General features: G+C 71.5%; 11 protein-coding genes. 1 reads left to right on the top strand and 10 read right to left on the bottom strand.

Annotation, left to right across the window (positions count from 1 at the left end):
- Nucleotides 1-90: 90 nt before the first annotated feature.
- The gene (gene fmt, locus IE264_RS36110; RefSeq protein WP_032760496.1) at nucleotides 91-1,023 is read right to left on the bottom strand and encodes a methionyl-tRNA formyltransferase; all 933 of its coding nucleotides are present in this window, start codon (nucleotides 1,021-1,023) and stop codon (nucleotides 91-93) included.
- 300 nt (nucleotides 1,024-1,323) lie between these two features.
- Between fmt and IE264_RS36105 the strand changes: the two genes are divergently transcribed.
- A complete protein-coding gene (locus IE264_RS36105) occupies nucleotides 1,324-1,893 on the top strand; it encodes a hypothetical protein (protein WP_015607344.1) in 570 nt (189 codons plus the stop codon).
- Between the two features lie 212 nt (nucleotides 1,894-2,105).
- Here the strand turns inward: IE264_RS36105 and IE264_RS36100 are convergent, their stop codons facing one another.
- The 9 genes from IE264_RS36100 to carB form a co-directional block, all read right to left on the bottom strand.
- Nucleotides 2,106-4,271 carry a primosomal protein N' gene (locus IE264_RS36100; protein ID WP_032760494.1) on the bottom strand — a complete coding sequence of 722 codons (2,166 nt, stop codon included), beginning with the start codon at nucleotides 4,269-4,271 and terminating at the stop codon, nucleotides 2,106-2,108.
- A 130-nt stretch (nucleotides 4,272-4,401) separates the two neighbouring features.
- Nucleotides 4,402-5,610, bottom strand: a complete 1,209-nt coding sequence (gene metK / locus IE264_RS36095) for a methionine adenosyltransferase (protein WP_015607346.1) — start codon at nucleotides 5,608-5,610, stop codon at nucleotides 4,402-4,404.
- A 235-nt stretch (nucleotides 5,611-5,845) separates the two neighbouring features.
- Nucleotides 5,846-7,054 carry a bifunctional phosphopantothenoylcysteine decarboxylase/phosphopantothenate--cysteine ligase CoaBC gene (gene coaBC / locus IE264_RS36090; protein WP_032760492.1) on the bottom strand — a complete coding sequence of 403 codons (1,209 nt, stop codon included), beginning with the start codon at nucleotides 7,052-7,054 and terminating at the stop codon, nucleotides 5,846-5,848.
- 175 nt (nucleotides 7,055-7,229) lie between these two features.
- Entirely contained in the window at nucleotides 7,230-7,502 is a 273-nt protein-coding gene (gene rpoZ, locus IE264_RS36085) for a DNA-directed RNA polymerase subunit omega (protein WP_015607348.1), read from the bottom strand.
- A 91-nt stretch (nucleotides 7,503-7,593) separates the two neighbouring features.
- Complete coding sequence (gene gmk / locus IE264_RS36080) at nucleotides 7,594-8,211, bottom strand: guanylate kinase (RefSeq protein ID WP_015607349.1); 618 nt, start codon at nucleotides 8,209-8,211, stop codon at nucleotides 7,594-7,596.
- A gap of 38 nt (nucleotides 8,212-8,249) precedes the next feature.
- Entirely contained in the window at nucleotides 8,250-8,573 is a 324-nt protein-coding gene (locus IE264_RS36075; protein ID WP_015607350.1) for an integration host factor, read from the bottom strand.
- 244 nt (nucleotides 8,574-8,817) lie between these two features.
- Entirely contained in the window at nucleotides 8,818-9,657 is an 840-nt protein-coding gene (pyrF, locus tag IE264_RS36070; RefSeq protein WP_015607351.1) for an orotidine-5'-phosphate decarboxylase, read from the bottom strand.
- Nucleotides 9,654-10,766, bottom strand: a complete 1,113-nt coding sequence (locus IE264_RS36065) for a quinone-dependent dihydroorotate dehydrogenase (protein ID WP_032760491.1) — start codon at nucleotides 10,764-10,766, stop codon at nucleotides 9,654-9,656. Before IE264_RS36065 ends, pyrF begins: the two co-directional genes overlap by 4 nt.
- Nucleotides 10,767-10,823: 57 nt before the next feature.
- Nucleotides 10,824-14,000 (bottom strand): carbamoyl-phosphate synthase large subunit (gene carB / locus IE264_RS36060; RefSeq protein ID WP_190167881.1); only part of this gene is annotated, 3,177 nt, incomplete at its 5' end.

The following is a 14,000-nucleotide window of genomic DNA, read 5'->3' as shown; positions in this document are numbered from 1 at the left end:
GCGAACCCTCCCAGCGTACGTCGCCGTCCCCGGGCGCCCGAACGGGAGGCGGGGACGGCGTACGCCCCCGCCCCCCTCGTACGAGAGGTTCTACGACCCCAGCAGCTCGCCGTGGACGATGCGGACCCCGCGCGCCCAGTCGGCGGCCTTCATCGGCTTCTTGCCCTGCGGCTGGACCCAGAGCAGCTCGACGGCGTGCGATCCGGTGCCCACGTACACGTTGTTCTTCGCCGCCGACAGCTCGCCGGGCGCCAGGTCGGTGCGGTCCAGGACGGGCGTCGCCTGGACGAGCTTGAGCCGCTCGCCCCGGAACAGGGTCCAGGCGCCCGGCGCGGGGGTGCAGCCACGCACCACCCGGTCGACGCGCAGGGCGGGGGCCGACCAGTTCACCTGGGCGTCCTCCACGGTGATCTTCGGGGCCAGGGTGACGCCGTCGTGCGGCTGCTGCACGGCGTGCAGGGTGCCGTCCTCGATGCCGTCCATGGTGGCCGCGAGCAGCCCGGCACCGGCGAAGGCGAGCCGGGTGAGCAGGTCGCCGCTGGTGTCGGTGGGGCGGATCTCCTCGGTGAGGACCCCGTAGACCGGGCCGGAGTCAAGACCCTCCTCGATGAGGAAGGTCGAGGCGCCGGTCACCTCGTCCCCGGCCATCACCGCGTGCTGCACCGGCGCCGCACCCCGCCAGGCGGGCAGGAGGGAGAAGTGCAGGTTGACCCAGCCGCGGGCGGGCACGTCCAGGGCCACCTTGGGCAGCAGGGCTCCGTAGGCGACGACCGGGCAGCAGTCCGGGGCGATCTCCCGCAGCCGGGCGAGGAACTCCTCGTCCCGGGGCTTCACCGGCTTGAGCACCTCGATCCCGGCCTCCGCCGCCCGCTCGGCCACCGGACTGGCCACCAGTCGGCGGCCGCGCCCGGCCGGTGCGTCGGGACGGGTGACGACGGCGGCCACCTCGTGGCGGTCGGAGGCGATCAGGGCGTCCAGGGCGGGGACGGCGACCTCGGGGGTGCCGGCGAAGACGAGCTTCATGGGTGGCTGACTGCCTCTCGGGCTTCTCGGACTCTCGGGCCCTGCGGGGGGGGGCCAGGACGTACGGTGACGAGCAGCACACCAGTCTAGGGGCTCGTCCCGGAACGCACCCGGCCCACCTGCTGCGATCGCACGGCGGCCAGGGGGCGCACGCGCGCCGCGCACGCCCCGTGCATATGCACATACGCCCCGATAGCGTGACCACATACCCGGCTCGGGCGTTGGTCAAAGGAGATTGACCGAAGCGGGCCGCCCCGATGCGGCCCGATCCCTTTCAACGCCGGTTCGAGAGGCTTCTTCATGGCCGACCACGCAACCCACGACGCCCAAGCGCGGGCCAGCCTGCATCTCCTGGTGCGGGACATCGAGCGGGTCCGGCGGCAGGTGGACGCGCTGCGCACACTCACCGCCCAGCTGGGCAACGTCTACCGCCCGCGCCGCTCCGGCCCCTCCGCGGGCTTCGTCGTCTACGGCAGGGCCCCGGCCCCCACCGTCCGCCTCGCCCAGGAGCTGCGGGACAGCGTCGAGACCCTGGTCACCGCGGCGGTGGACTTCGACCGCTCGCTCGGCTTCTCCTGGGACGCGGTGGGCTCGGCGCTGGGCGTCACCAAGCAGGCGGTGCACCGCCGTTACGGATCGCGCCGGGCCACCGCGCAGTCCTCGGCCGCCGAGACGAACACCGACACCTCTGCGACACCCCGCCCGGTCTCCATGGGCCCCGGCCTGCCGGGGTCGACCTCCGGCGGTGCCATCTCCCCGGTGCCCTCCGTGCCCGCGGCCCGCTCGATGCCGCCGCAGCCCTCGGTGAGCCAGCCGCCGGTCCGTGAGGAGCTGCGCCCCGGAGCCTTCCCCGGCCCGCGCAACGGCTGACCGTACGCACGTCCCTCTGCCCCACCGTGGCGGTCGCACGGCGGGGCAGCCCCGCGCCCGGGCGCGGGACTCCGGAGCGGCGGGCTCCCCGGCCCGCCGCCCCACCCCCGACCGGAACGGACGGTTCTTCAGCCGCGCTTCCGGCCGCCCTCCCAGCGGCCCTCGCGGGCCATGGGTCGACCGGCGTCTCAGCCGAGCTCCCGGCCGATGTGTCAGCCGATGTCCGGCGGATCGATCCTGATCCGCACCTGCTCTCCCCCGCCCTTGGCCGTGCGCGCCGCCTGTGCCGTCTTCAGCGCGCCCGCGAGGGCCGCTCCGCGTCCCGGCACCACCCGGATCAGGACCCGCTCCCAGCTCTCGCCCGGCGGTGCGTCCGACGGTCTGCGCGGTCGCCCCGGCTCGGCCGAGGCAACCGGCACCGGGCCCAGGATCTCCGCCTCCGGCGGCAGTGCGGCAGCGGCCAGGAAGGATGCCAGGGCCTCGGCGGGGCCGGTCACCGACGCCATCCGGGAGACCGGCGGGAAGCGCAGCTCGGCCCGGTCCGCCAGCTCCCGGCGGGCGAAGCCGGGCGGGTCCCAGCGGACCAGCGCCTGCACCGCACGCAGCGTCGGCTCGGCGACGATCACCACCGTGCCGCCCTCGTCCTGCCCCCGCACCAGCGCCCCCGCCGCCGTCCACCGGCGCAGCGCCTCCTCCCCCGCCCGCAGGTCGGGCCTGCCGAGCATCGCCCAGCCGTCCAGGAGCAGCGCCGCCGCATAGCCGCCCTCGGCGACGGGCTCGGCGCCTGGGGTGGAGACGACCAGGGCGGGCGCGGCCGGGACCGCGTCCAGGATGTGGTCGCGCCCCGAGGTGCGGACCGGCACGGCGGGGAAGGCCCGGCCCAGCTCCTCGGCGGTGCGGCGGGCGCCGACGATCTGGGCGCGCAGCCGGTTCGAGCCGCACTCCGCGCAGTGCCAGGCCCGCTCGGCCTGCCCGCACCAGGCGCAGTTCAGGTCCTGCTGGTCCGGGGCCTCCAGGGGGCCCGCGCAGTGCCGGCAGCGGGCGGGGGTGCGGCAGCGCTCGCAGGCGAGGCGGGGGGCGTAACCCCGCCGGGGCACCTGGACCAGCACCGGGCCGCTGCGCAGACCGTCGCGCACGGTCTGCCAGGCGAGGCTGGGCAGCCGGGCGGAGCGGGCGGCGCCGTCCCGGGCCAGCTCCCCGTCGCCGACCGTACGGATGAGGGGCGCGGCCCGCCTCAGCTGCTCCCGGTCGGCGAGGAGGGGCAGCGCCCAGCCGCTCTCGACCAGCTGGGCGGCCTCGACCGTGCAGCTCGTCCCGCCGAGCAGGAAGGCGCACCGGCCCTGGGCGGCCCGCAGCTCCAGGACCTCGCGGACGTGCGGGAAGGGTGCGTTGGTGTCGCTGTGGCTGGAGTCCCCGTCGTCCCAGACGGCGACCAGACCGAGGTCCCGGACGGGGGCGAACATGGCGGCGCGGGTCCCGACGACAGCCCGCACCGAGCCCCGGCGCACCGCGAGCCACTGGCGGTAGCGCTTCTCGGGGCCGGAGTCGGCGGTGAGCAGGGCGTGCCGGCCCGCGCCGAGCACCTCGGTCAGGGCGGCGTCGATCCGGCCGGCGACCCGCCCGTCCGGGACGACGACGAGCGCGCCGCGCCCCGAGGAGAGCGTCGCCGCGACCGCGCGGGCGATCTCGGCGGGCCAGTGGGGTCCCGGCAGGGCCGTCCAGACGGCTCGGGGCGCGCCGCCCTCGGCCAGGGCACGGAGGAAGGCGGGGCCCTGCCCGTACCGCTCCCAGGTGCCCGGCTCGGGGGGCGGGGGCGGTGGCAGGGGCTCCGGGGAGGGCTTGGACTCGGCGCGGCCGTTGCGGGGCGGGACGGCGAGCTGGAGGACGTCGGCGAGGCTGCCCGCGTACCGGTCGGCCACCGCGCGGGAGAGGGCGAGCAGCTCGGGCCCGAGGACCGGCTCCGGGGAGACCACATAGGCGAGGGCGGCCAGCGTGCCCTGGTAGTCGGACTCGGCGCGGCGCTCGATGATGAACCCGTCGATCAGGCCACCCCCCTCGCGCCGCCCGCCCTGGACGTTGTGGCGCCCGGCGCCGAACCGCACCCGCACCCGCACGCCCGGCTGGGCGTCGGCGTCCAGCTCCTCGGGGACCGCGTAGTCGAAGTACTGGTCGAGGTGGAGGACCCCCTTGTTGACCAGCACCCGGGCCACGGGCAGCTCCTCGGCCAGCGGGGCGCCGCGCCAGGTGCGCGGCTTGGCGCGGGGCACCTTGGCCCGGCGCACGGTCTCCCGGATCAGCGCAAGCTGCTCCGGCGCCCCGGCACCGGGCTCGGGCGCCCCTGCACCGGGCTCGGCGGACTGCTCGTTCTCGCTGCTCACAGCCAAATTCCTACCAGACGGCACTGACAGCGGCGGCGGCCCGCAGAGCAGCGGGGCCCGGCCACCACGTTCGGTGTCCGGGCCCCGCTGTCATGACGGTGCGGTCCTGCTGGAGAACTGTGCGGTGCTGCTAGAGGCCGGCGGCCGCGCGGAGGGCGTCCACGCGGTCGGTGCGCTCCCAGGTGAAGTCGGGGAGCTCGCGGCCGAAGTGCCCGTACGCGGCCGTCTGCGCGTAGATCGGGCGGAGCAGGTCGAGGTCGCGGATGATCGCAGCCGGGCGGAGGTCGAAGACCTCGCCGATCGCGTTCTCGATCTTCTCCGTGTCGACGGCGGCGGTGCCGAAGGTCTCGACGAAGAGTCCGACCGGCTCGGCCTTGCCGATCGCGTAGGCGACCTGGACCTCGCAGCGGGTGGCGAGCCCGGCGGCCACCACGTTCTTGGCGACCCAGCGCATCGCGTACGCCGCCGAGCGGTCGACCTTGGACGGGTCCTTGCCCGAGAAGGCGCCGCCACCGTGACGGGCCATGCCGCCGTACGTATCGATGATGATCTTCCGGCCGGTCAGACCGGCGTCGCCCATCGGGCCGCCGATCTCGAAACGCCCGGTCGGGTTCACCAGGAGCCGGTAGCCCTCGGTGTCCAGCTTGATGCCGTCCTCGACGAGCTGCGTGAGCACGTGCTCGACGACGAACTCGCGGATGTCGGGCGCGAGCAGGGAGTCCAGGTCGATGTCGCTGGCGTGCTGCGAGGAGACGACCACGGTGTCCAGGCGGACCGCCTTGTCACCGTCGTACTCGATGGTCACCTGGGTCTTGCCGTCGGGGCGGAGGTAGGGGATGGTCCCGTTCTTCCGCACCTCGGACAGGCGCCGCGAGAGGCGGTGCGCGATGTGGATCGGGAGCGGCATCAGCTCCGGGGTCTCGTCGCAGGCGTACCCGAACATCAGGCCCTGGTCGCCGGCGCCCTGCTTGTCGAGCTCGTCCTCATCGCCCTCGACCCGCTTCTCGTACGCGGTGTCGACACCCTGCGCGATGTCCGGCGACTGCGCGCCGATGGAGACCGAGACGCCACAGGAGGCACCGTCGAAGCCCTTTTTGGAGGAGTCGTAGCCGATCTCCAGCACCTTGTTGCGCACGAGGTTGGGGATGTCGGCGTAGGCCTTGGTCGTGACCTCGCCCGCGACATGCACCAGACCGGTGGTGATCAAGGTCTCGACGGCGACGCGCGAGGCGGGGTCGTCGCGCAGGAGCGCGTCGAGAATCGTGTCGCTGATCTGGTCAGCGATCTTGTCGGGGTGACCCTCGGTGACAGATTCCGAGGTGAAGAGACGGCGGGACACATCGCTCCCTGGGGTTGCAGCGGCTGCTGGCTGATCATGGGTGGCACGGCCGAGAGCTGCGCTCGGTACGTACCGTCGACCAGTTTATCGGTCACACCCGGCGGCCGGGGCATGCGTCTCGCCCTTTGGAGCGCGACAGCCCGTGACACGGCGGACACCTGAAGGATAATCCACCCTTCCGGGCGGTTGTTCCATCCCGTTATGGACCGTTCTGGCTCGCCCAGGGGGTTGATTGTCACATCTCCTGGAACCTTCCCGAAACCAGATCCCAGACCGTGTCGGCAAGCGCTTCCTTGGGTCCGTACGGCACCGGGGTCTCCGTTCCGTCCGCGGCGAGGACGACCGCCTCGTTCTCCTCGGAGCCGAAGGTCTTGCGCTCCCCCACCTCGTTGACCACGAGCAGATCGCAGCCCTTGCGGCGGAGCTTGGCCCGGCCGTTGGCGAGGACATCGTCGGTCTCGGCGGCGAAACCCACCACGAGCTGCCCCGGCCGGGCACGCTCGGCGGCGACCTCGGCGAGGATGTCGGGGTTGCGGACCAGGGGGACGACGGGCGCCTCCTCGCCGTCCTTCTTCTTGATCTTGCCCGGGGCGTACTCGGCGGGCCGGAAGTCGGCCACCGCCGCCGCCATCACCACGACGTCCGCGTCGGCGGCCGCCTTCAGGACGGCCTCCCGCAGCTGGACCGCCGTCCCGACCCGTACGACGTCCGCCCCGGCCGGGTCGGGCAGCCCGGTGTTGGCCTCGATCAGGGTGACGCGGGCGCCCCGGGCCACGGCGGTGCGGGCCAGCGCGTACCCCTGCTTGCCGGAGGACCGGTTGCCGAGGTAGCGCACCGGGTCCAGGGGCTCGCGGGTGCCGCCCGCGCTGATCACCACATGGCGGCCCGCGAGGTCGGGCGCGGTGACTCCGCGCGCCAGCACCCGGCGGCAGACCTCGAAGATCTCGCCCGGGTCGGGCAGCCGGCCCTTGCCGGTGTCGACGCCGGTGAGCCGCCCCACCGCGGGCTCGATGACGACCGCGCCCCGGCGGCGGAGGGTCGCCACGTTCTCCTGGGTGGCCGGGTGCTCCCACATCTCGGTGTGCATGGCGGGGGCGAAGACCACCGGACAGCGGGCGGTCAGGAGCGTGTTGGTGAGCAGGTCGTCGGCGAGCCCGTGGGCGGCCTTGGCCAGCATGTCCGCAGTGGCCGGAGCGACGACGACGAGGTCGGCGCCCTGCCCGATCCGCACGTGCGGGACCTCGTGCACGTCGTCCCACACCTGGTCGGAGACGGGATGCCCGGAGAGCGCCGACCAGGTGGCCGCGCCGACGAAGTGGAGCGACGAGGCGGTCGGGACGACCCGTACATCGTGCCCGGACTCGGTCAGCCGGCGCAGCAGCTCGCACGCCTTGTAGGCGGCGATGCCTCCGCTGACCCCCAGGACGACCTTCGGCTTGTCCACTGCGTCTCCCCGCATTCGGCAACGTAAGAACTCGGCTACGTAAGAACATCGGCTCCGTAGGAACGTGACTCCCATGCTGCCTCACCGCACGGAACGCGTTCACCCGGCCCCGGACACGCCTCAGGCCCGGCGGACGGGCCGCCGGGCCTGAGAGGAGGAACGAGGTGCTGTCCTGCTACTGGGCGGGGCCCTCGATGGGCTCCGAGGTCAGCAGGCCCGCGTTGATCTCGCGGAGCGCGATCGACAGCGGCTTCTCGTGCACGTGGGTGTCGACGAGCGGACCGACGTACTCAAGGAGACCTTCGCCGAGCTGCGAGTAGTACGCGTTGATCTGACGCGCGCGCTTGGCGGCGTAGATGACCAGGCTGTACTTCGAGTCGGTGGCCTCAAGGAGCTCATCAATCGGCGGGTTGATGATGCCCTCGGGCGTGGTGATGGAAGAGGACACTCTCTGCCTTCCGAAGGGGGTAAAGATCAAAGAAATCTTTGATAGTGCGGATTCCGGCGAGTCGGACTCCGGGCCAGCCGCGGCGTAGGGTTCAGCCGCTGCTGTCAGGGTGGTCGGAAGCCTGCAGCATCAACGTTAGCAGCTCACGGGCCACGTCCTCGACGGAGGTGTTGACGAGCGTCGTATCGAACTCGGCCTCGGCGGCCAGTTCGACCTTCGCGGCGGCGAGCCTGCGCTCGATCACATCGGGCGCCTCGGTGCCCCGGCCGGTGAGCCGGCGCACCAGCTCCTCCCAGCTCGGCGGGGCCAGGAAGACCAGGCGCGCGTCGGACATCGACTGGCGGACCAGCCGGGCCCCCTGGAGGTCGATCTCCAGCAGAACCGGCTCACCGGCCTCCAGGCGGTCCAGCACGGCGCGGCGCGGCGTGCCGTAGCGGTTGCCCGCGAACTCGGCCCACTCCAGCAGTTCACCGTTGGCGATGAGCTTGTCGAACTCCTCGTCGTCGACGAAGAAGTAGTGGACACCGTTGCGCTCCCCGGGGCGGGGCTTACGGGTCGTCGCCGACACGGAGAGCCAGACCTCGGGGTGCACGGTGCGCATATGAGCGACGACCGTGCTCTTGCCGACCCCTGAGGGGCCGGAGAGCACGGTCAGCCGCGGACGTACGTCCGGGGGTACGGGGGACGTCCCCCGGGATGTTGCAGCCATGGGGCGATTATCCAGGTTCTCAGGAGTGCCTGAGAACCTCAGGCGGCGCCGCCGCCGAACTCACGCTCCAGGGATGCGATCTGGTTGGAGCCGAGACCCCGGACCCGGCGGCTCTCGGAGATGCCGAGACGCTCCATGATCTGCTTGGCGCGGACCTTGCCGACGCCTGGCAGGGACTCCAGGAGGGCGGAGACCTTCATCTTCCCGATGACGTCGTTCTCCCGGCCCTGCTTGATGACCTCGTGGAGGGAGGCGCCGGAGTGCTTGAGTCGATTCTTGACCTCGGCCCGCTCCCGGCGAGCCGCGGCGGCCTTTTCGAGCGCGGCTGCGCGCTGTTCAGGGGTAAGGGGCGGAAGAGCCACGCCTACGTCACCTCGGATGTCGATCTGTCGGATACGGACCGGTGGGGAAGCTGGACGCCCTCCACCAGGTGAGCGACGAACACACTGTGCTCGGCTGCTCTCGACGGAGACTAGCGGCCAAGGCCGCTCTAGTCAGCGAGAACAGACGAAAAGTCCTGGTCAGCCTTGGCCGACCAGGACATTTGCCGCATAACCACCGGGTTTCCGGTCAGTAATTCGTCAACGGCCTGTAAACGTGCCAGGGTCAACTGCCGGAGACGGCGCTGCGGACCTCGTCCGCGAACCGTCCGGCCGCTTCGCGCAGCCCTGACGCGTCCGGGCCGTGGCGCAGCACGCCCCGGCTCACGCTCGGCACCACGTTGCCGACCGCTTCGCCGAAGAGCGCCGGAAGATCGGCGGGGGTCGCCCCCTGGGCGCCGATGCCGGGCGCGAGGAGCGGTCCGTTGATCGCCAGGTTCACCCCCGCGTCATCGAGCGTCGCTCCGACGACCGCGCCGACCGAGCCGAGCGGGGTCGCCCCCTCGTTCTCCGCGGCCATGTGGTCGAGCATCAGCTGGGCGAGCGAGCGGCCGTCGGCGGCGGTGGCGCGCTGGACCTCGGCGCCCTCCGGGTTGGAGGTGAGGGCCAGGACGAAGACGCCCGAACCGGAGACGGCGGCCGCGTCGAGCGCCGGGCGCAGCGAGCCGAACCCGAGGTACGGGGAGACGGTGACCGCGTCGGAGAAGAGCGGGGAGTCCTTGTCCAGGTAGGTCGCCGCGTAGGCGCCCATGGTGGAGCCGATGTCACCGCGTTTGGCGTCCATCAGGACCAGCGCCCCGGCGGCCCGTGCCTCCGTAACGGCCTTCTCCAGTACGGCGATGCCGCGCGAGCCGAACCGCTCGAAGAAGGCGGACTGGGGCTTGAGGACGGCGACCCGGTCGGCCAGCGCCTCAACGACGGTCCGGGTGAAGCGCTCAAGGCCCGCGACGTCGTCGTTCAGCCCCCAGGAGGTGAGCAGGGAGGCGTGCGGGTCGATGCCGACGCAGAGCGGCCCGCGGGTGTCCATGGCGTGGCGCAGTCGTGCGCCGAAGGGTTCGGGTGTCACAGGGCGGCCTTCTTCCGGGTCTCGGCGCCGACGGCCTCGGCGAGGGTGGCGTACGGGGATGCGGCGAGCCGGGCGGCGAGACCCTTGTGAATGGCCCGGGCGTAGAAGGGACCCTCGTAGATGAAGGCGCTGTAGCCCTGTACGAGGGTGGCACCGGCCAGGATGCGCTGCCAGGCGTCCTCGGCGCTCTCGACGCCCCCGACCCCCACCAGGGTGATCCGGTCCCCCACACGGGCGTACAGACGGCTCAGGACCTCCAGGGAGCGCGCCTTGAGGGGTGCCCCGGAGAGCCCGCCGGTCTCCGCGACCAGGGCGGGGTCGGACGTCAGGCCAAGGCCCTCGCGGGCGATGGTGGTGTTGGTGGCGATGATCCCGTCGAGCCCCAGCTCCACGGCGAGGTCGGCGACCGCGTCCACGTCCTCGTCCGCGAGGTCCGGGGCGATCTTGACGAGCAGCGGTACGCGGCGGGCGGTCACGGTACGGTCGGCGGCCTCGCGGACGGCGGTCAGCAGCGGGCGCAGCGACTCGGTGGCCTGGAGGTTGCGCAGGCCGGGCGTGTTGGGCGAGGAGACGTTGACGACCAGGTAGTCCGCGTGGGCGGCGAGGGCCTCGGTGGACTTCACGTAGTCGGCGGCCGCCTCGGCCTCCGGTACGACCTTGGTCTTGCCGATGTTGACGCCGACCGTGGTGCGGAAGACCGGGTTACGGGCGGCGAGACGGGCGGCGACGGCGGCGGAGCCCTCGTTGTTGAAGCCCATGCGGTTGATCAGCGCGCGGTCGGCGACGAGCCGGAAGAGGCGCTGCTTGGGGTTGCCGGGCTGCGGTTCACCGGTGACGGTGCCGATCTCGACGTGGTCGAAGCCGAGCATCGTCATGCCGTCGATCGCGACCGCGTTCTTGTCGAAGCCGGCGGCCAGCCCGAAGGGGCCGTGCATCCGCAGGCCCAGCGCCTCGGTGCGCAGCTCCTTGTAGCGGGGTGCGAGAGCAGCCGCGACGAAGGTGCGCAGGACGGGGATGCGGGCGGCGAGGCGGATCCAGCGGAAGGCGGCGTAGTGGGCCCGCTCCGGGTCCATCCGCTTGAAGACGAGCCTAAAGAAGAGCTTGTACATGGGGAGATGTCCTCACAGAGAGGGGGACACCGTTTCCGGTGTCCCCCTGCTGGGCTGCTAGTCGCGGGCCGCGATCAAGTGTTCCGCGTGTTCTTGGAGGGAGCGGACGCCGACGTCGCCGTGGTTGAGGGCGTCGATGCCCTGGACGGCCGCGGCGAGGGCCTGGACCGTGGTCAGGCACGGGACGGAACGGGCGACGGCGGCGGTGCGGATCTCGTAGCCGTCGAGCCGGCCACCGGTGCCGTAGGGGGTGTTGACGATGAGGTCGACCTGCCCGTCATGGATGAGCTGGACGATGGTCTTCTCGCCGTTGGGGCCTTCGCCTTCGGACTGCTTGCGCACGACGGTGGCGTTGATCCCGTTGCGCTTGAGGACCTCGGCCGTCCCGGAGGTGGCCATCAGCTCGAAGCCGTGGGCGACGAGCTCACGGGCCGGGAAGATCATCGAGCGCTTGTCCCGGTTCGCGACCGAGATGAACGCCCGCCCCGACGTCGGCAACGGCCCGTAAGCCCCCGCCTGCGACTTGGCGTAGGCGGTGCCGAAGACGGAGTCGATGCCCATCACCTCACCCGTGGAGCGCATCTCCGGACCCAGGACCGTGTCGACACCCCGGCCGTGGATGTCCCGGAACCGGGACCACGGCATGACGGCCTCCTTGACGGAGATCGGCGCGTCCAGCGGGAGGGTGCCGCCGTCACCGGTCTTCGGCAGCAGGCCCTCCTCGCGCAGCTCGGCGATGGTGGCGCCCAGCGAGATGCGGGCGGCGGCCTTCGCGAGCGGGACAGCGGTCGCCTTGGAGGTGAAGGGGACGGTGCGGGAGGCACGCGGGTTGGCCTCCAGGACGTAGAGGATGTCCCCGGACAGGGCGAACTGGATGTTGATCAGCCCGAGGACACCGACACCCTTGGCGATGCCCTCGGTCGAGGCGCGCAGCCGCTTGATGTCGAACCCGCCCAAGGTGATCGGGGGCAGGGCGCAGGCCGAGTCGCCGGAGTGGATCCCGGCCTCCTCGATGTGCTCCATCACACCGCCGAGGTAGAGCTCGGTGCCGTCGTAGAGGGCGTCGACGTCGATCTCGATCGCGTCGTCGAGGAACCGGTCGACCAGGACCGGGCGGGTGGGGCTGATCTCGGTGGACTCCGCGATGTAGGAGGCCAGGCGGGTCTCGTCGTAGACGATCTCCATGCCCCGGCCGCCCAGGACGTAGGAGGGGCGGACCAGGACCGGGTAGCCGATCTCGTCCGCGATCGCCTTCGCCCCGGCGAACGTCGTCGCCGTCCCGTGCTTCGGCGCCGGGAGTCCCGCTTCGGCGAGGACCTGGCCGAAGGCACCGCGGTCCTCGGCGGCGTGGATCGCTTCCGGGGACGTGCCGACGATCGGGACCCCGTTGTCCTTCAGCGCCTGGGCGAGGCCCAGGGGCGTCTGGCCGCCGAGCTGGACGATGACCCCGGCGATCGGCCCGGCGAGGGATTCGGCGTGGACGATCTCCAGGACGTCCTCCAGCGTGAGCGGCTCGAAATACAGCCGGTCGGAGGTGTCGTAGTCCGTCGAAACCGTCTCCGGATTGCAGTTGACCATCACCGTCTCGTACCCGGCATCCGACAGGGCGAAGGAGGCATGCACGCAGGAGTAGTCGAACTCGATACCCTGCCCGATCCGGTTCGGACCCGAACCGAGAATGATCACAGCGGGCTTGGTACGGGGCGCGACTTCGGACTCCTCGTCGTAGGAGGAGTAGAAGTACGGGGTGTTCGCCGCGAACTCCGCCGCACACGTGTCAACCGTCTTGTACACCGGGCGGATCCCCAGCGCGTGGCGGACCTCACGGACCACGTCCTCACGCAGCCCACGGATCTCACCGATCTGCGCATCGGAGAACCCGTGCCGCTTGGCCTCGGCAATCAGACCGGCATCCAGACGCTCGGCGCAGGCCAGCTCGTCCGCGATCTCCTTGATCAGGAACAGCTGGTCCACAAACCACGGGTCGATCTTCGTCGCGTCGAAAACCTCCTCCTGCGTCGCCCCGGCCCGGATCGCCTGCATCACGGTGTTGATCCGGCCGTCGGTCGGGCGTACCGCCTGGGCGAGGAGTTCGGCCTTGTCACCGACCTCGCCGGTGAAGGCGAACTGGGAGCCCTTCTTCTCCAGCGAGCGCAAAGCTTTCTGGAGGGCTTCGGTGAAGTTCCGGCCGATCGCCATCGCCTCACCCACCGACTTCATCGTCGTGGTGAGGGTGGAGTCGGCGGAGGGGAACTTCTCGAACGCGAACCGCGGCGCCTTCACCACCACATAGTCGAGCGTCGGCTCGAACGAAGCCGGCGTCTTCTCCGTGATGTCGTTCGGAATCTCATCCAGCGTGTAACCCACGGCCAGCTTCGCGGCGATCTTGGCAATCGGGAAACCCGTCGCCTTGGAGGCGAGCGCGGAGGAGCGGGAGACGCGGGGGTTCATCTCGATGACGATGACCCGGCCGTCGGTGGGGTCGATCGCGAACTGGATGTTGCACCCGCCGGTGTCGACACCCACCTCACGGATGATCGCGATCCCCACATCCCGCAGCCGCTGATACTCCCGGTCCGTCAACGTCATGGCGGGGGCCACGGTGATGGAGTCACCGGTATGGACACCCATCGGGTCGAAGTTCTCGATCGAACAGACGACCACGACATTGTCGTTGCGGTCCCGCATCAGCTCCAGCTCGTACTCCTTCCACCCCAGAATCGACTCCTCCAGGAGCACCTCCGTGGTCGGAGAGAGGGTGAGGCCCTGGCCGGCGATGCGGCGCAGCTCCTCCTCGTCGTGGGCGAAGCCGGAGCCGGCGCCGCCCATGGTGAAGGAGGGGCGCACGACGACGGGGTAGCCGCCGAGGGTGTCCACCCCGGCGATGACGTCGTCCATGGTGTGGCAGATGACCGAGCGGGCGGACTCCCCGTACCCGATCTTCGCCTTCACCGCCTCCACGACACCCTTGAACAGGTCGCGGTCCTCACCCTTGTTGATCGCCTCGACGTTCGCGCCGATCAGCTCGACCCCGTACTTCTCCAGCACACCGTTGTCATGCATGGAGATCGCCGTGTTCAACGCCGTCTGACCACCCAACGTGGGCAGCAGCGCGTCGGGGCGCTCCTTCGCGATGATCTTCTCCACGAACTCCGGGGTGATCGGCTCCACATACGTGGCATCCGCGATCTCGGGGTCGGTCATGATCGTGGCCGGGTTGGAGTTCACCAGGAT

This window comes from Streptomyces microflavus, assembly GCF_014650075.1.
GTDB lineage: Bacteria > Actinomycetota > Actinomycetes > Streptomycetales > Streptomycetaceae > Streptomyces > Streptomyces microflavus.
The sequence above is the reverse complement of the archived record's forward strand: the minus strand, read 5'-3'. Positions and strand labels throughout refer to the sequence as shown.